Genomic DNA, 18378 nt, shown 5'->3' on the forward strand with positions numbered 1-18378 from the left:
TCAGACAATTTCCGCGTCATAACCCATGAAAAAATTCGGGTTTTGGGGTAGCAGCGGTATAACAACTTTCCCTTGAGTGACCCCGTTAACTCCGCCATGGTTTTGACACATTTCAGGCTTGGCGCGCCTCTTATTTCAAATTTCGGGGGAAATTTTCGTGGAAATTCTGTTTATTTTGCTACCATTGTTATTGATCGGCGGCTTGTTTGGTTTGTTTGACGGTAGCAGCAGCGACCCTGTAGAAGACCCGATGCTCGAAGATCCCGAGCTTGAGCCAGATCCCGAAACGGATCCAACGTTAATGGAACCTGTAACCACACCGGTGGAGCCAGTAACCACTCCAACGGAACCAGGACCGCCGCCACCTGTTATGGATTTGGTTGGCAACTCACTGGACAATGTCATTACAGGGACAGACGCAGCCGATTTTATCTTAGGTCGAGGCGGCAATGACGTTCTTGACGGTGGCGCTGGCAATGACACGATCAACGGTGGCACAGACGAGGACACGTTGATCGGTGGCACAGGCGACGATCTACTCGAGGGTCGAGATGGCTCTGACAGCCTAGATGGTGGCGAAGGTGATGACACGCTGATCGGAAACTTCGGCTTTGATACGTTGAATGGTGGTACTGGTAACGATTCAATCAATGGAGAGCGCGGACAAGATATGCTCTCTGGCGGCGCTGGCGATGACTTCATCGAAGGTCAATCAAGCGACGACACATTGCTTGGAGGCGATGGCGCAGACACCCTCCTCGGCGGCTCCGGCCGTGACTTCCTCAGCGGTGGCACCGGCTCCGATTCGCTCGATGGTGGCACTTGGGATGACACCCTTGGCGGCGGCGCTGGCACAGATCTTCTTATCGGCGGCGAAGGCAACGATGAACTCTTCGGGAACGACCGTCAGGACGTTATTTCCGGCGGCGACGCAGATGACCTGATCATTGGCGGTGACGGCAACGACTCGCTTGAGGGTGGCAATGGGGATGACACAATAATCGGTGGTGGGTCCAACTTCTTCCGCACAACTTCTGGTGCTGGAAACTGGACGGCTGAGATGGAAGCAGCACTTGATGAACTGGTCCTCACTGATGCTGCCCTGGCAACAGGTGGGCCTATCGCTGACATTCTCGCCTCTGCACCCTTCGCAGGCGTTGATGTCAGCGGCTTTGCGATGCCACCTGTCGCTGATACGGCTGCCGATTTCCTAAGTGGCGGTAGTGGCAACGACGCGTTGTTCTTGGAAACTGGCGACGTCGGCGTCGGCGGAATTGGAGACGATACCTTCCACTTGAACGGTGATGCTGCACCTGATCGCATTATGACAATCACTGACTTTGCCGCGGCGGATGACATGATCGTTGTAGAGCACGACGCAAGCTTGCCCGCACCTGTCGTGACCGTCGCTGATAATGGCGGCAACGCTGATGTTTTGATCGATGGTGTCAGGCTCGCATCGGTGCGCGGTGCCGCAGGTATCCTTACTGCCGCTGATGTTACGCTCGCGAGCGTAGATCGCTCTATCGCATAAACACATCAGATACGGGCTGGCATCGCATAGCCCGACACGTCTAATATGCCCTCGACGCAATTTCGCTTCGGGGGCATTTTTTCATGAGCACGACTTTCGGCAAAGGATGCCATCTCCACCTGATTGACGGCTCTGCCTTCATTTTTCGCGCATACCACGCGCTGCCCCCTCTAACGCGCAAATCTGATGGCTTGCCCATCGGCGCTGTGTCGGGCTTTTGCAACATGCTGCAACGCTATGTTGAGGGAAATGCAGGCAGTGATGTGACCCACGTCGCAGTGATTTTCGACAAAGGCAGCCACACCTTTCGCAACGACATGTATGACCAATACAAAGCCAACCGCGAGGCGATGCCAGAAGACTTACGTCCGCAAATGCCGCTGACCCGCGAGGCGACCAAAGCGTTCAATATCGCCTGCGAAGAAATCGAGGGCTTTGAGGCCGACGACATTATCGCCACCCTTGCCCGCCAAGCGCGCGAAGCGGGTGGGCGATGCACGATTATTTCATCCGACAAAGACATGATGCAGCTCGTCGGCGACGGCGTCGAAATGTACGATGCGATGAAACAAAAACGCATTGACCGTGATGGTGTGTTCGAGAAATTCGGGGTCTTCCCGGAAGGCGTCGTCGATGTGCAAGCGCTCGCGGGGGACAGCGTTGATAACGTTCCCGGCGCACCCGGCATTGGCATCAAAACTGCGGCTTTGCTGATCAATGAATACGGCAACCTTGAAGAGCTGCTGGATCGCGCCGAAGAAATCAAACAGCCCAAGCGCCGCCAGACTTTGATCGACCACCGCGCGCAGATTGAGCTAAGCAAACGCCTCGTGACCCTTGATGGCAACATGTCGCTCGACTTCACCCTTGATGACCTCGAAGTACGTGACCCCATCGCAGATGAGCTGATTGATTTCCTTGCGCGCATGGAATTCCGCACGCTCACAAAGCGCATCTCAGAGGCCCTCGATGCGCCTATGCCAGAAATCAAAGATGTCGCGATCGCAGCGCCAAGTGATGCCCCTGAAGCCATCGCTTTTGAGGACGCCGCATACACTTGCGTTCGCGACATGGCCGCGCTGCAACCCTGGATCGATCACGCCTATGAACGCGGTTATGTTGCAGTGGATACCGAGACGACGGGCCTGAACGACATGCGCGCTGATCTTGTTGGGATTTCGCTCTGCACTGAGGCGGGCAAGGCGTGCTACATTCCCTTGACCCATAAGGATGCTGGCACCGATGATCTGTTTGGCTCGGATGATTTGGCTGACGGTCAGATAAATTTGGAAGCCGCGATTGCCGCTTTGAAACCTCTGCTCGAAGACCAATCGGTCATGAAAATTGGCCAAAACATGAAATACGACGCGAAGATTTTTTCGCGCTACGGTATTGATATTGCACCCTTTGATGACACGATGCTGCTCTCTTACGCGCAGCACGCTGGCCTGCATAATCACGGTATGGACGCGTTGTCAGAGCGTTACCTGAACCATACCCCAATCCCGATCAAACCACTGCTTGGCACAGGTAAATCCGCGATCACCTTTGACCGCGTGCCTATTGATCAAGCGACTGACTATGCCGCTGAAGACGCCGACATCACCCTGCGCCTTTGGCAGGTGCTAAAACCTTCTTTACATGCTGCCAAAACAACGCGCGTGTATGAAACGATGGAACGTCCTTTGGTGCCAGTGCTGGCCCAAATGGAGCGTTACGGAATCAAAGTTGACCGCGACACGCTGAGCCGTATGTCGAATGCGTTCGCACAGAAAATGGCGGGGCTTGAGGCAGAAATCCACGAATTCGCAGGACGTCCGTTTAACGTCGGCAGCCCTGCACAAGTGGGCGAAATCCTGTTCGATGAAATGGGTCTAGAAGGCGGTAAAAAGGGTAAGAACGGCAAATATGCGACTGGCGCTGATGTGCTCGAAGACCTTGCCACCGAACATGAACTCCCCCGCCGTGTGCTCGACTGGCGTCAGTTGTCCAAGCTGAAATCCACCTACACAGACGCGCTGCAAGATCACATCAATCCAGACACGGGTCGCGTGCACACGAGCTATTCTATCGCGGGTGCTTCGACGGGCCGTCTCGCTTCAACAGATCCGAACCTGCAAAACATCCCGATCCGTTCCGAAGAAGGGCGACGCATTCGTGAGGCATTTATCGCGGAAGAAGGCAAAGTCCTTGTAGCGCTGGACTACTCCCAGATCGAGTTGCGCATCCTCGCTCATGTCGCTGATATCGACAGCCTCAAACAAGCCTTCCGTGATGGCCAAGACATCCACGCGATGACCGCTTCGGAAATGTTCGACGTACCGCTCGATGAGATGACCCCCGATGTGCGCCGCCAAGCCAAAGCGATCAACTTTGGCGTTATATACGGTATCTCGGGCTTTGGTCTTGCGCGTAATCTGCGCATTCCACGTTCTGAGGCGCAGGGCTTTATCGACCGCTACTTTGAACGCTTCCCGGGTATCAAAGAATACATGAACGACACGACCGCATTCGCCAAAGCGCATGATCGCGTTGAGACCCTCTTTGGTCGCGTGATTCACACACCCAATATCAATGCAAAGGGCCCTCATGCAGGCTTTGCAAAACGTGCCGCGATCAACGCTCCGATCCAAGGGACAGCCGCCGATATTATCCGGCGCGCAATGATCCGCATGCCCGATGCAATTGCTGACCAGCCTGCAAAAATGCTACTTCAAGTCCACGATGAACTGTTGTTCGAGGTAGATGAGGGCGGCGTTGATAAATTGATCAAAACCGCCAAAGATGTCATGGAAAACGCTGCTGATCCTGTCGTCAAACTCGACGTACCATTGATCGTTGATGCAGGCCAAGGTGCGAACTGGGCGGAAGCACACTAAACGAACAAGACGCAACAGCAGCAAATGCCTTTGCAAAGGCATTTGCCAGCTCTTTTCGCAAAAAGAGCTGTTACCCGTCCAGTTCTTTCGAAGGAATAATCTGAAAAAACACACCGTCAGACCAAACACCAAACCAGCCTTCGTGGTGGACTCCAACATCGACCAAACGATAGAAACTCTTGCGATCGATCAACGCCTCTAGCCCCGCACGGACCATGATATAGGGCGAAGGTTCCCCCGTCTTTGCATCCCGCACAACGCGAATAGGGTGCTCGGCACCAGCCGCAACAAAATCACCCACATGGGTTTCGAACGTCAAAACACCCTCTGAAACGTTAAAGTCCACCGCTACAAACGGCGCATCTTCAACCGTAATCCCAACCTTCTCGACGGGCGTCACGAGAAAATACTTCCCGTCTTCCAGCTTCAAAATCGACGAAAACAGCTTAACGAGCTCAAACCTGCCGATAGGTGTGCCCATATAGAACCAAGTCCCGTCGCGTTTGATCTGCATATCCAAATCACCGCAAAACGGTGGATTCCACAGATGAACGGGCGGTAAACTACGTCCTTTGGATGCCGCTTTGGCGGATGCCGCGATGCCTGCCGCATCCGGGGTCACAATATTTTGTCCAACCATGTTTTGCTATTTGTCCTCCGCCGCCTAGTCTCATAGCATCACACCTAGAGTTCAAGGGAGAGTTGTCATGTCCAGCGCAGAAGATTTAGTCACAGATATCGAATCGTTGGGCACGCGTCTGCGCGATGCGAAAGAGTCCATCAACCGCCGCTTCATCGGTCAAGAGCGGGTTGTGGACCTAACTCTCTCTGCGCTGCTGTGTGGGGGGCATGCTCTGCTGATCGGTCTCCCGGGCCTTGGCAAAACCCGTCTCGTCGAAACGCTTTCCACGGTCATGGGGCTGCACGGCAATCGCGTGCAGTTCACGCCTGACCTTATGCCAGCCGATATTCTTGGTTCCGAAGTCCTTGAAACAGGCGGCGACGGCAGCCGCGCGTTCAAGTTCATCGAAGGTCCTATCTTCTGCCAACTCTTAATGGCTGACGAAATCAACCGTGCCTCGCCGCGCACGCAATCAGCCCTCTTGCAAGCGATGCAGGAAAAGATGGTAAGCGTCGCTGGTGAAGATCGCCCGCTCGCCGCACCATTTCACGTGCTCGCCACGCAAAACCCGATCGAGCAAGAAGGCACATATCCCCTCCCTGAGGCTCAGCTTGACCGCTTTCTCGTTCAAATTGATGTGCCCTACCCCGATCGTGAAACCGAGCGTGACATCTTGATTGCGACCACCGGTGTTGCTGAGGACGAAGCGCACGCAGTGTTTAGCACCGACGAACTGCTCGCGGCTCAGACCCTTTTGCGCCGCATGCCTGTTGGAGAAAGCGTTGTAGAAATGATCCTCGATCTTGTGCGTGCCTTCCGCCCCGACGAACCCGACGCAAGCGAACGTGTGAAAGAAACGGTTGCTTGGGGTCCGGGTCCGCGCGCGGCGCAAGCCTTGATGCTGACTGTACGCGCCAAAGCACTGCTTGATGGGCGGCTCGCCCCCTCGCCCGACGATGTGATCGACATGGCGGAACCTGTCTTATCTCACCGCATGGCGCTGAACTTTGCAGCGCGCGCGCGGGGCGATAGCTTGTCCAACCTGATCCTCGAAACCGCGCAGACTATCACTGGTTCCAAGGCCAACGCCGCGTGACATCCCCCCGCGCCCTTCGACTTGATGCGGAGCGTGAAGCCTCCCGCCTGCCGCCACTTCTGGCGCGTGCTGAGCACTTGGCAGGCACTGTCTTGCTGGGCGAGCACGGGCGCAGGCGCGCGGGCATGGGCGATGATTTTTGGCAATATCGTCCGGTTCAAACTGGTGATGCGCGCCGCATGATTGATTGGCGCCGTTCTGCGCGTTCTGACATGGAATTCGTGCGCGAACGCGAATGGCAAGTGGCGCAAAGTGTGATGCTTTGGCTCGATACATCTGCGTCAATGCGTTTTGCGAGCGACAAGAACCTCCCTGAGAAGGCCGACCGCGCGCGGCTCATTGCACTCGCGTCTGCGATCTTGCTGATCAAAGGTGGCGAACGTGTTGGTGTTACAGGAACTGCCCTGCCACCACGTCGTGGACGTGCACAAATTTTGCGACTTGCAGAGCATTTTTCCAATGCAGATCAGACGGACTACGGTGTGCCAGAAGCGCGCGCGATGCTGCCACATGCGCGGGCGCTCTTCATTTCAGATTTTATGGGTGACATCGACGCTGTCGAGGCCGCCCTCACCAAAGCCGCTGATCGCGGCGTGCGTGGCGTGTTGATGCAAGTACTTGATCCTGCAGAAGAAAGCTTCCCTTTCCACGGGCGTACTATCTTTGAGAGTGCAGGCAAGACCTTGCGATATGAAACGCTCAAAGCGAACGATCTCAAAGAGCGTTACCTTGAAAAACTCGCAACGCGAAAAGAAACCCTCTCGCATCTTTGCAGTGTCACAGGCTGGCAATTCACCACGCATCACACGGATGCATCTGCGCAATCCGCGCTACTCTGGCTACATAGTGCGATGGAGCGTTCCGCATGATTGGCGCAATTGGTTTCCTCTCTCCTTGGCTTTTGCTCGCGCTGGTCGCGTTGCCAATCCTATGGATCATACTGCGCGCTGTACCGCCTGCCCCTATTCGACGCATCTTTCCGGGTGTCACGCTTTTGCTGGGCCTCAAGGACGAAGAACAAGTCAGTGACAGGACCCCTTGGTGGCTTTTGCTTTTACGCATGCTTGCGATAGCCGCGCTGATTGTTGGATTAGCTGGCCCGATTCTTAACCCGCGTAGCGACGATATCGGTCGCGGCCCACTTTTGATCGCGATGGATGCAAGCTGGGCGAGCGCTGCTGATTGGAACGCGCGCATCAGCATGGTGGAGCGCATTCTTGATGACGCGCAACGCACCGATCGCACGACCGCGATTTTGAACCTGAGCGCGCCAGAGCAAGTGACGTTTCAATCTGCAAATGAGGTGCGTAGCACGCTCGCTGGGCTTACTCCGAATGCGTGGGAACCGAGCGTAAATATGAATACGTTGATGGCGCTATTGCCCGAGCAAGGGTTCGATACGCTATGGCTTTCTGACGAACTCGCTCGCCAAACACGCGATGAAATCGCTGATCTTTTCAACGCCAAAGGCGCGCTGCGTATTCTCGCATCACAAGGCGAAAGCATAGCACTTGCCCCCGCGCGTTTTGAGGGCGGCGCAACCATTTTGGAAGCACGTCGCTCTGTCGCTGGCCCTGCGCGCACGGTGCAGGCAGACGTGCACGGCAAAGACCCCTCGGGGGCTGCGCGTATTCTGGCCAAAGCAGATATCGTCTTCGAGAGCGGCGCGAAAACAGCTATCCAAGAAATCTCGCTCCCTGCAGAACTGCGTGCACGCGTGACGCATTTTGCGTTGACTGGTGTGCGCTCTGCGGGGGCCGTTTCATTGTCGGATGACAGCCTCAGACGCCGCGAAGTGGCGCTGATTGCAGGGCGCGAAGATCGCGAAGGCTTGGAGCTGCTTTCGCCACTTCACTACCTACGCCAAGCGTTAGAGCCAAACGCAGAACTACTTGAGGGCAGCTTGCTCGATATCCTTCCTGCTGCGCCGGATGTCGTGATCTTGGCCGATGTTGCCAAACTCGCCCCTGTTGAAGAAGCTGAATTGACCGAATGGGTCCAAGAAGGCGGCTTGCTCGTGCGTTTCGCCGGAACGCGCCTTGCCGCGAGCGAGATCAGCCGCAGCGAAGAGGACACACTCATGCCAGTGCGCTTGCGTGCGGGTGGACGCACTGTTGGCGGCGCGATGAGTTGGGGCACGCCCAAAGAACTCGCCGCGTTTACCGAGGAAAGCCCGTTTTTCGGACTTGAACCACGCGCGGATGTGACCGTGCGCTCGCAAGTCATGGCGCAACCTGATCCGACGCTTGCAGACCGTGTCATTGCGAGCCTAAGTGACGGAACACCTTTGGTCACGCGCAAGCCCCTTGGCGATGGGCAGGTTGTGCTTTTCCACGTCACCGCCAATGCGGAATGGTCTAGCCTGCCGCTCTCTGGGCTATTCGTCAGTATGCTGGATCGTCTTGCGATTTCTTCGCTCGCAGGAATGCCACAAGCGGGTGATCTGGACGGAAGCGTCTGGCAGCCCATCAGCGTCATGGATGGCTTTGGGCGGATTTCTAATGCGGATAGCCTCGCTGGGATAGCGGGCGAGCGTTTGCTGAGCGACGTACTTGGCCCTGATTTGCAGCCCGGTCTTTACGAAGGAAACACGCGCCGTATCGCGCGCAATGTGATAAGTGCTGAAACAGAATTGAGTGCTGCAAACTGGCCGAGCGGCACCGACATTCGACCTTTGCAAACTCAACCGGAGACACCGTTGGCGGGCATCCTTCTTGGGCTCGCACTTGCGCTCTTGATGATAGATATCGTCGCGTCGCTCGCAATGTCGGGACGCCTACGTGGCGCGGTCGCAGGCGTGGGTGCGCTGATGTTGCTTGGTTTGCCCGCTGATGCCCAACAAGACGACTTTGCGCTCGCCGCCTCGTCTGAAATGGTGTTGGGCTATGTGATCACCCGCGATGAAGCCATTGATAACACGGCAGAGGCGGGTCTACGCGGATTGTCAGAGACGCTCTTTTTCAGAACTTCGATCGAGCCTGCTGATCCAATCGGCGTCGATCTGGAAACTGATGAACTCGCGTTCTTCCCGATGCTTTACTGGCCAATTACACCTAGCCAGCCCACCCCTTCTGCGAACGCATATGCCAAGTTGAATGAGTACCTGCGCTCGGGTGGGATGATCCTGTTTGATACACGTGATGCTGATATTGCACGCTTTGGTGCGTCCTCGCCGAACGGTACGAAACTTCGCGCTTTAGCCGAGCCACTCGATATTCCGCCCCTAGAACCCTTGCCGCAAGATCACGTGCTGACGCGCACGTTCTATTTACTACAAGACTTCCCCGGTCGTCACACCGCGCGCGATATCTGGGTGGAAGCGGCGCCGAAGAACGCTGAACGTATAGAGGGCATGCCTTTTCGCAACCTCAACGATGGCGTCAGCCCTGTGGTGATTGGCGGCAACGATTGGGCGGCGGCTTGGGCGATGGACACGCGTGGCAATTCGATTTTTCCAATTGGGCGTGGCTTCGCAGGCGAACGTCAGCGTGAATTGGCATACCGTTTTGGAGTAAACCTTGTGATGCATGTGCTGACAGGCAACTACAAATCAGATCAGGTGCACGTGCCTGCCCTCCTCGATCGGCTCGGCCAATGACCCAAACAATCGTCTTTGATCCGCTCGTTCCTTTGGCGCTTTTGATCGCTGCGGCTGTTGTCGTATTCGCGGGTCTTGCACTCGCGTTGTGGCGGGGCTTGGCCGGGGCTTGGCTTCGTGGCTTGGGTGGTGTCGTTGTCATCGCAGCGCTTGCGGGGCCGAACTTGCAACGCGAAGAGCGCGGCAATCTTAACGACATCGTCGTGATTGTGAGCGATGAGAGCGCCTCGCAAAAGCTTGCGGAGCGCGCCGAAATATCTAGCACGGCAACAGATCGCTTGGAGCAGACGCTCATGGAACGTGATGGCACAGACGTTGTACGCGTCACCGTTCCTGATGGGCAAGGCGATGCCGGAACGCAGCTGTTAACCGCCTTGAACGACACGCTCGCAGAACTCCCGCAATCGCGCATCGCTGGTGCGTTTTTGGTAAGCGACGGTCGCTTGCATGATCTTGAGCGCGCGCCTGACATGCCTGCCCCGCTTCACTTGCTAATGAGTGGAAAAAGCAGCGATTGGGATCGCCGCCTTAGCGTCACTAACGCCCCCGCTTTCGCGATCCTTGGTGAACCTGTCACCCTCACGCTCAAGATCGAAGATATGGGTGCTGCCCCTGCTGGCACGGGTTTTGCGCCACTCGAAATCTCTATTGATGGTGGACCGCCCCAGCGCTTCGAAGTGCCTGTCGACGCAGACATTGAGTTGCCTCTAACGCTGCCCCATGGCGGGCGTAATGTGATCCAGTTCACGGTTCCGAGCGCTGATGGGGAACTGACAGATCGTAACAACACAGCCTTGATCCAGATGAACGGTGTGCGGGATCGTTTGCGCGTTTTGCTTGTCTCTGGTGAACCCCATCCAGGGGGTCGAACGTGGCGCAATTTGTTGAAATCCGATAGCTCTGTGGATCTCGTTCACTTCACCATTCTGCGCCCGCCAGAGAAGCAAGACGGCGTTCCAACGTCGGAGCTTTCGCTTATCGCTTTCCCAACCCGCGAGTTGTTCTTGGAAAAGATCGAAGACTTCGATCTGATCATTTTTGATCGCTACAAGCGGCGTGGCATTCTACCGACGATCTATCTCGATAACGTGGTGCGCTATGTGCAAGAGGGCGGCGCGGTTCTGGTTGCTGCCGGTCCTGACTTTGCCTCTGCTGACAGTATCTACCGCTCGCCTTTGGCAGAAATCATGCCCGCCGCTCCAACTGCGCGAGTGATCGAACAGGGGTTCCGGCCCACCATTAGCGATCTTGGCAACCGCCATCCCGTGACTGCTGGCCTACCCGACACACAAAACTGGGGCCGCTGGATGCGCCAGATCGAAGTCGAACCAAGCGCTGGCGATGTGATCATGACAGGGGTGGATGACAAACCTCTGTTAATACTGAACCGTGTGGGTGAGGGACGCGTATCGCTGATTGCCTCTGATCATGCGTGGCTTTGGAACCGTGGTTTTGAGGGCGGTGGTCCGCAACTGGAGCTCCTACGCCGCCTTGCGCATTGGATGATGGGCGAGCCTGAGCTTGAGGAAGACGCGCTCTTGGCTGAAGCCACGGGTCAAAACATGCGCATTGCTCGCCGCACTTTGAAAGAAACAGCCGCGCCTTTTGTTGTCACTTCGCCAGATGGCAGCACCACTGAACTAAGCTTGAGTGAAACCGCGCCCGGCCGCTTCGAAACGCAATTCACAGGTGCCGAGATTGGGCTTTACCGCCTAAACGACGGCACCCATGAAACCGTCATCGGTCTTGGACCGGCAGCACCGCGCGAGTTTGAGAAAACGATAGCGACGGCTGAACTGCTGCAACCTTTGATCGATGATACACGCGGCGGCGTTGCGCGTCTTGAGGACGGCATACCGACAATTCGAACCGTGCGCGAAGGACGTCCTGCAGCGGGTCGTGGCTGGCTCGGGATCACGCCGCGCGGCGCTTACGAGACACTTAACGTGCGCCAAACCCCACTCTTGCCAGCGTGGCTTGTCTTGCTTTTGGCGTCTGGTTTGATCTTGGCCGCGTGGCTGCGCGAAGGTCGGCGTTAAAGGAACAATTCAGCGGCTAAGCGAAATCTTGTAGCCGCTGTCTTTCCAACCATCCTCATTGCACTTCACACGTACGAACACTTCACGCGTGCCATCCGGCAACATCACATTGTTCAAGCTGCGCGTGAACGGCTGCTCGTTCACGTGGGGATGATGCAATATGCGCGTCCCCAACACTTTGCCGGTCGCGTCAACAATTTCCCAACCATCTGCATAATGTTCCCATCCTGTGTCGGGATGCTCTAGCGTCACGCTAAAATTCCAGCCCATGCCCGTCGATTTCGCAACTGCATTGGTAACTTTGGGTGCCTCTGCAAAGGCGGGTGCTGCGGCCAGCAAGGCCGCGATGAGGTGTGCTGTTGTTTTCATGACTAACCCCTAGAGCGCGATTTGCGATTCGGGCAATCACAAGGGTGTTAAGCGCCATGAGCGTCACCAGAGAGCAACACGTCGCGCGATTGCGATGCAAATTCGCGTCGCCATAGGACCAGACAGGTGATCAAGCTCGCCCCGATCAAAGCAATCGGTCCCGCCAGCCATGCGACGCTTGCCAATCCGAAGTAGACTGATCGCAAACCACGATTGAACCCTCGCGCAGCGGTGACATTAATCTCTGCCGCCTGCATCGCGCGCGGCATAGTACGAGGGTCGGTAATATCATTGGGCACCGCTGACATCAGAACTGCGCAATAGCCAAACAAACGGTTGGACCACACAAATTTCAGAAATGCATTTGTCACGAAGAACAACGTGACCAAGAGCTTTAGCTCCCAAACGATGCTAGGATCGCGATCTAATGTAAGATCATCGGCGATTCCAATGAGTTGGTCCGTATTTCCGATCAGCGCGAGAACGCCACCAATTGAAATCAAACTCGCAGAAGCAAAGAACGCTGTGCCTTGTCGCAAGCTCGCGAGGATAGCCGCATCATAAATGCGCGGCTCGCGGGTCACCATCTGGCGCATCCATTCGCGTCGATATTCTGCCATCAGAACAGACACAGACGCGTGTTTTTTCGACGGATGCTCAATGCGCCAACCGATCATCAGCCAGAGCATAAACAACAGCCCGATTGCGCTATAATCGAGATAGGAAAAAAGGGCGAGACGATCGAGAATATCCATGCCTGTCTCATAGGCTTACCAATCATTGCTTGCCAACAGAATAAATTGGTTATATTTTATTACCAATCTTGAAAAGGACGCGTCCATGGACATGCCAAGCCCCGATCCAATCGTACTTTCACGCAAAGCGGAACTCGTTTCGCGGCTCTTGCAAGTCTTGCCCTCGGATGCGGTCATCGAGGACGAAATGGAAACCCGCGCTTATGAGTGTGATGCCTTGACGGCATACAAATGCCCACCGCTCTTGGCCGTGCTCCCCCGCTCCACCGAAGAAGTCAGCGCAATCTTGCGCATATGCCATGAGATGAATGTGCCTGTTGTACCGCGCGGTTCGGGCACGTCCCTTGCAGGCGGCGCGCTGCCAACCGCGGACTGCGTCATCTTGGGCGTCGCGCGGATGAACGATGTGCTCGACACCGACTACGCCAACCGCGTGATCCGCGTCCAAACAGGACGCACAAACCTGAGCGTTTCTGGCGCTGTTGAGGAGGATGGTTTCTTTTATGCCCCTGACCCGTCGAGCCAGCTCGCCTGCGCGATTGCAGGCAATATCGCGATGAATTCTGGCGGGGCGCATTGTTTGAAATACGGCGTGACGACGAACAATCTCATGGGGGTCACGATGGTGATGATGGACGGCGAAGTCGTCGAAATCGGCGGGGCGCATCTCGATAGTGGTGGGCTTGATCTACTCGGTGTCATTTGCGGCTCTGAAGGGCAGCTTGGCGTTGTGACCGAAGCGACCCTTCGGATTTTGCACAAACCAGAAGGTGCGCGCCCTGTTTTGGTCGGGTTCGATTCCAATGAAGTCGCTGGCGCTTGCGTGTCCGACATCATCAAAGCGGGCGTTTTGCCTGTTGCGATTGAGTTTATGGACCGCCGCGTGATCGAAGTCGTAGAGAATTACGCGCAGGCGGGCTATCCTTTGTGCGAAGCACTTCTGATCATCGAAGTCGAAGGCTCCGAGCCTGAAATCGACGCGCAACTCAAGCTCATTCGCGAAATTGCAGAGCGTCACAACCCTGTTGAGTTCCGCGAAGCGCGCGATAGTGACGAGGCTTCTCGCATCTGGCTTGGCCGCAAAAGCGCGTTTGGTGCGATGGGGCAAATCAACGATTACATGTGCCTCGATGGTACGATCCCGGTGTCGTCCTTGCCGATGGTTCTGCGCCGCATCAATGAGTTGTCCGAGGAATTCGGCCTTGATGTGGGCAACGTTTTTCACGCGGGCGACGGCAATATGCATCCGCTCATTTTGTTTGATGCCAATAAAGAAGGCGATCTGGAACTCTGCGAGGCGATGGGTGCCGAAATCCTCAAGCTTTGCGTTGAAGCAGGCGGTTGTCTGACCGGTGAACACGGCGTCGGCATCGAAAAGCGCGATCTGATGCATGTGCAATATGCACCTGCTGATCTCAATGCGCAGATGGCCGTGAAGGACGTGTTTGACCCCAAATGGCTGCTCAATCCAGCGAAGGTTTTCCCGCTCGACGCCTCTGATACGCGTCGCGCATTGCAGGTGGCAGCAGAATGAAACCAACGTCAGAATTAGAGCTGGCAGAGTTGATCGCCGATGCCAAAACGCCTTTGCAAATCAAAGGGGGCGGTACGCGTTTGATGGGCTTGCCCGATGGAAATGTGCTCGACACCAGTGGTCTCTGCGGGATTACGCTTTATGAGCCGGGTGCCCTGACGCTTGTGGCGCAAGCAGGCACGCCGATTGCAGAGATCGAAACCGCACTTGCCGCTGAGAACCAGCGCCTCGCCTTTGAACCCGCCGATCTGCGCGATGTTCTTGGCACGAGCGGCACCAGCACGCTTGGCGGCGTGGCTGCGTCAAATGCGTCCGGCCCACGCCGCATTTCCGCAGGTGCATGCCGTGATTTCATGCTCGGCGTGCGGTTTGTGGATGGCTTGGGCGATGTAGTGAAGAATGGTGGTCGCGTGATGAAGAACGTGACCGGCTACGACCTCGTGAAACTGATGAGTGGCGCGCACGGGACTTTAGGCGTGCTAAGTGAAGTGTCGATAAAGGTACTGCCGAGCGTGGAAATGCAGCTGTGTTTGCGCATAAAAGGCCTCGATCCCTTGCGTGCGGTCGCTGCTATGTCTGCCGCGCTTGGCTCCCCTTTTGAAGTGTCCGGCGCAGCCTATGACGTGAACGGGGCCGTGTCGCTACGACTTGAGGGGTTTGAAGCCTCTGTACGGTATCGTGCAGCGCAACTTGTTGGTGTTTTGGCAGAATTTGGGCCTATTGAAGCTCTGGATGACCAAGACCTCTGCACTCAAATTTGGTGCGATATTCGTGATGCGCGCCGCTTTAAAAACACGCAAGGCGATCTGTGGCGTATATCAGTCAAACCCAGTGACGCCCCTGACCTTTTGAGTGTACTCAATCCAAGCCAAGCGCAGCTCGATTGGGGCGGTGGGTTGATTTGGCTGACGATGCCCAGTGGAACAGATGTGCGCGCAAAAATGACTGTTGCTGGTCACGCGACGCTAATGCGCGCCAGCGCAGACACGTTCAGTACGCGCGCCCGCTTTCATCCTGAACCAGCGCCAATTACCAAGCTCAGCGCAGACTTGCGCGCGCGATTTGATCCAATAGCTTTGCTCAATCCCGGCTTGATGGGGGCCTGTCATGAAGACCGAATTTAGCGATGTGCAGATGCAAGACCCCGCAATCCAGCGTTCCAATTCGATCCTGCGATCCTGTGTGCATTGCGGATTTTGCACTGCAACTTGTCCAACTTATCAAGTGCTTGGCGATGAGCTCGATAGCCCGCGCGGCCGGATTTACCTCATCAAAGACATGCTTGAGACAGGCCGCGTACCCGACGCAAAAACGGTCGGACACATCGATCGCTGTCTTGGGTGCCTAGCCTGCATGAGCACATGTCCGTCCGGTGTGAATTACATGCATCTGGTCGATCACGCGCGCAGTTATATCGAGGAAAACTACAAACGTCCCATGAGTGAGCGCGCACTGCGCTGGGTGCTTGCACGTATTCTGCCCTACCCCACGCGCTTTCGGATCGCTCTACTGGGCGCAAAAATGGCGCGTCCCTTCTCGCGGATCATACCTGAAAAGCGCTTGCGCGCGATGATTTCTATGGCGCCGAAACAAGTACCGCCCGTCAGCCGTAACGACGATCCGCAAAGCTTTGCGCCTTTGGCACCGCGCAAGAAACGTGTGGCTTTGATGACAGGTTGTGCGCAACGCGCGCTCGATACGGATATCAACGACGCTACTATTCGTTTGCTTACTCGTTTTGGCTGCGAAGTTGTCATCGCCGAAGGTCAAGGATGCTGCGGCGCGCTGACCCATCACATGGGTAAAACCTCCGAGAGCCACACAGCGGCAGCAGCAAACATCAAAGCATGGAAGCGCGAGATGGACGCCGACGGCCTTGATGCGATTGTGATCAACACCTCTGGCTGCGGCACCACAGTAAAAGACTACGGTCACATGTTCGCGGGCGATCCTTTGGAAACAGACGCAAAACGTGTTGCTGCAATCGCCAAGGACGTCAGCGAAGTTCTGAAGGACTTGGACCTGCCTGCGGGCGGCGCACCGGAAATGACTGTGGCTTATCATGCGGCGTGTTCGCTCCAGCATGGGCAACAGATCAAGACAGCCCCAAAAGACTTGCTCAAGCATACAGGATTTAGCGTGGTCGAGCCGAAAGATAGCCATCTTTGTTGTGGATCCGCAGGGACTTACAACCTTATGCAGCCTGAAATTTCGCAGCAGCTCAAAGAGCGTAAAGTCACCACTTTGATGGCGAAAAACCCTGATGTGATCGCCGCTGGCAACATTGGCTGCATGATGCAAATCGGCTCTGCTGTGGGCGTTCCTGTGGTACATACCGTGGAATTACTCGACTGGGCGACGGGTGGTCCGCGCCCTGCGAAGATGGACAGTACGAAACCTGTCTCAGACGTTCCAATTTTGCGCTGATTGCCTTAATTATGCCGCAGGTCACGCCTATCTGGTGTGAAACGTAATTGGAGACCGCATGACGCGGATCGTATTTCTGATCTCTATAGCAATTGCTTATGCGACTTTCGCAAATGCGCAATCCAGCGGGTTAAAACGTCTCAACACGGGCGATGAATCGCGCGGTTGGGAAGGCGTTGGGCGGCTTGATGTGGCCGGCAAAGGGTTTTGCACAGGCGCTTTGATCGCCCCTGATCTTGTGCTGACCGCTGCGCATTGCCTTTTTGATCGCGACACGGGCGAGCGTGTTGATCACGAGATTATGGAATTTCTAGCGGGTTGGCGCGATGGCCGCGCCTCTGCGTATCGCAATGTGCGCCGCGCTGTGGTGCATCCTGACTACCTCTATGATGGAACTGCCACGACAGATCGCGTGCGCAATGACCTCGCATTGATCGAACTTGATCGCCCCATTCGCAACACGCAAGTCATCCCGTTTGAAACCGCTGAACGCCCAGCAAAGGGTGACAAAATCGGTGTTGTCTCTTATGCGTTGGATCGCTCTGAGGCCCCATCTTTGCAAGAAATATGCCACGTCATGGCCCGCCAAAAGGGCGTTCTGGTCATGTCATGTGACGTAAATTTCGGCTCTTCTGGTGCGCCTATTTTCACGATGGATGGGGATTCAGCCAAGATCGTTTCTGTCGTCTCTGCCAAGGCCGAAGTGAAGGGAATTCCCGTTTCGCTCGGCACCGCACTTGAAAGCCCGCTTGCGCGTTTACGCGCAGAATTGGCGGCGGGGCGTGGACGTTTCAGCGTCACAGGCTCTCAAGAAAGCCGCAATGCAGATGCAATCGAAGGTCGCGCAATTTCCGGTGCCAAGTTTGTGAAGCCCTGAAAAAATCCGCTCATCCCCCTCTTGAAACCGAAAAACCCCTCCCCAAATCAATAACACCGCAGCGCCAATGATGGGCTGCGCGAACTGGTCTGTCCCGAATGGGAAGGCCGCTAACATATTGTTATTGCTCAAGTGAGGATGACCCATGCGTACTTTTGATTTCGCACCGATGCACCGTGCATCTATTGGTTTTGACCAAATCGCAGACATGATGGACCGTGTTATGTCCAACGACGTCAGCGCCAACACATACCCCCCTTATAATATCGAAAAGACCTCTGAAGAGGGCTATCGCATCTCGATCGCCGTCGCTGGTTTTACCGATGCTGACCTTTCCGTCGAAGTGAAAGACGGCGCGCTCTTTGTCTCTGCCCGCAAAGGGGAAGACACAACTGAACGCACCTATCTCCATCGCGGCATTGCGACCCGCGCGTTCGAGCGTCGCTTCCATCTCGCCGATCATGTGCGTGTCACAGGGGCGAGCCATGAAGACGGCATGCTCCATATCGAGCTGGCCCGCGAAGTGCCCGAAGCGCTGAAACCGCGGCAGATCGAAATTGCGCGCGCAAGTGCGGTGCAGAAAGACGTGGTTGAGGCGAAAGCCGTCAACTAAGGCGATCCTAGTTAACTAGGATGGATTAAGGCCCG

The 18378-nt window shown here is 55.8% G+C and carries 14 protein-coding genes; 11 read left to right on the plus strand and 3 right to left on the minus strand.

Annotated features, from left to right (window positions below; all coding sequences use genetic code 11):
* The first annotated feature begins 157 nt into the window (after positions 1-157).
* Both PFRI_RS08165 and polA read left to right on the plus strand, forming a co-directional pair.
* Positions 158-1534 (plus strand): calcium-binding protein, encoded by a 1377-nt coding sequence (locus PFRI_RS08165; protein WP_072630214.1) that lies wholly within the window; start codon positions 158-160, stop codon positions 1532-1534.
* An 83-nt stretch (positions 1535-1617) separates the two neighbouring features.
* Positions 1618-4413 (plus strand): DNA polymerase I, encoded by a 2796-nt coding sequence (gene polA / locus PFRI_RS08170; RefSeq protein WP_072630215.1) that lies wholly within the window; start codon positions 1618-1620, stop codon positions 4411-4413.
* A gap of 70 nt (positions 4414-4483) precedes the next feature.
* Here polA and PFRI_RS08175 read toward each other — a convergent pair whose 3' ends face one another.
* Positions 4484-5053, minus strand: coding sequence for a DUF1285 domain-containing protein (locus PFRI_RS08175; protein ID WP_072630216.1), 570 nt, complete (start codon positions 5051-5053; stop codon positions 4484-4486).
* 67 nt (positions 5054-5120) lie between these two features.
* Here PFRI_RS08175 and PFRI_RS08180 point away from each other — a divergent pair, with 67 nt between their 5' ends.
* Genes PFRI_RS08180 through PFRI_RS08195 form a run of 4 tightly spaced genes read left to right on the plus strand, consistent with a single transcriptional unit; the run spans position 5121 to position 11768 of the window.
* Positions 5121-6131 carry an AAA family ATPase gene (locus PFRI_RS08180; protein WP_072630217.1) on the plus strand — a complete coding sequence of 337 codons (1011 nt, stop codon included), beginning with the start codon at positions 5121-5123 and terminating at the stop codon, positions 6129-6131.
* A complete protein-coding gene (locus PFRI_RS08185) occupies positions 6128-7000 on the plus strand; it encodes a DUF58 domain-containing protein (RefSeq protein WP_072630218.1) in 873 nt (290 codons plus the stop codon). Before PFRI_RS08180 ends, PFRI_RS08185 begins: the two co-directional genes overlap by 4 nt.
* Positions 6997-9729, plus strand: coding sequence for a DUF4159 domain-containing protein (locus PFRI_RS08190; RefSeq protein WP_072630219.1), 2733 nt, complete (start codon positions 6997-6999; stop codon positions 9727-9729). Before PFRI_RS08185 ends, PFRI_RS08190 begins: the two co-directional genes overlap by 4 nt.
* Positions 9726-11768: a hypothetical protein gene (locus tag PFRI_RS08195; protein WP_072630220.1), complete on the plus strand. Its 2043-nt coding sequence runs from the start codon at positions 9726-9728 to the stop codon at positions 11766-11768. The genes PFRI_RS08190 and PFRI_RS08195 overlap by 4 nt, the downstream gene beginning before the upstream one ends.
* Positions 11769-11777: 9 nt before the next feature.
* Here PFRI_RS08195 and PFRI_RS08200 read toward each other — a convergent pair whose 3' ends face one another.
* Together PFRI_RS08200 and PFRI_RS08205 are read right to left on the minus strand one after the other, a co-directional pair.
* Entirely contained in the window at positions 11778-12137 is a 360-nt protein-coding gene (locus tag PFRI_RS08200) for a hypothetical protein (protein ID WP_072630221.1), read from the minus strand.
* Positions 12138-12184: 47 nt separating this feature from the next.
* A complete protein-coding gene (locus tag PFRI_RS08205; RefSeq protein ID WP_072630222.1) occupies positions 12185-12892 on the minus strand; it encodes a DUF599 domain-containing protein in 708 nt (235 codons plus the stop codon).
* An 85-nt stretch (positions 12893-12977) separates the two neighbouring features.
* On the opposite strand from PFRI_RS08205, the gene PFRI_RS08210 reads away from it, so the two are divergent.
* From PFRI_RS08210 to PFRI_RS08230, 5 genes are all read left to right on the plus strand, one after another.
* Complete coding sequence (locus PFRI_RS08210) at positions 12978-14426, plus strand: FAD-linked oxidase C-terminal domain-containing protein (protein ID WP_072630223.1); 1449 nt, start codon at positions 12978-12980, stop codon at positions 14424-14426.
* Positions 14423-15550: an FAD-binding protein gene (locus tag PFRI_RS08215; RefSeq protein WP_072630224.1), complete on the plus strand. Its 1128-nt coding sequence runs from the start codon at positions 14423-14425 to the stop codon at positions 15548-15550. The genes PFRI_RS08210 and PFRI_RS08215 overlap by 4 nt, the downstream gene beginning before the upstream one ends.
* Positions 15534-16853 (plus strand): glycolate oxidase subunit GlcF, encoded by a 1320-nt coding sequence (glcF, locus tag PFRI_RS08220; RefSeq protein WP_072630225.1) that lies wholly within the window; start codon positions 15534-15536, stop codon positions 16851-16853. Before PFRI_RS08215 ends, glcF begins: the two co-directional genes overlap by 17 nt.
* Before the next feature lie 58 nt (positions 16854-16911).
* Positions 16912-17730, plus strand: a complete 819-nt coding sequence (locus PFRI_RS08225) for a trypsin-like serine peptidase (protein WP_072630226.1) — start codon at positions 16912-16914, stop codon at positions 17728-17730.
* A 145-nt stretch (positions 17731-17875) separates the two neighbouring features.
* Positions 17876-18343, plus strand: a complete 468-nt coding sequence (locus PFRI_RS08230; RefSeq protein ID WP_072630227.1) for an Hsp20 family protein — start codon at positions 17876-17878, stop codon at positions 18341-18343.
* Positions 18344-18378: the final 35 nt, after the last annotated feature.

This window comes from Planktotalea frisia, assembly GCF_001890925.1.
In the GTDB taxonomy this organism is placed as follows: Bacteria; Pseudomonadota; Alphaproteobacteria; order Rhodobacterales; family Rhodobacteraceae; genus Planktotalea; species Planktotalea frisia.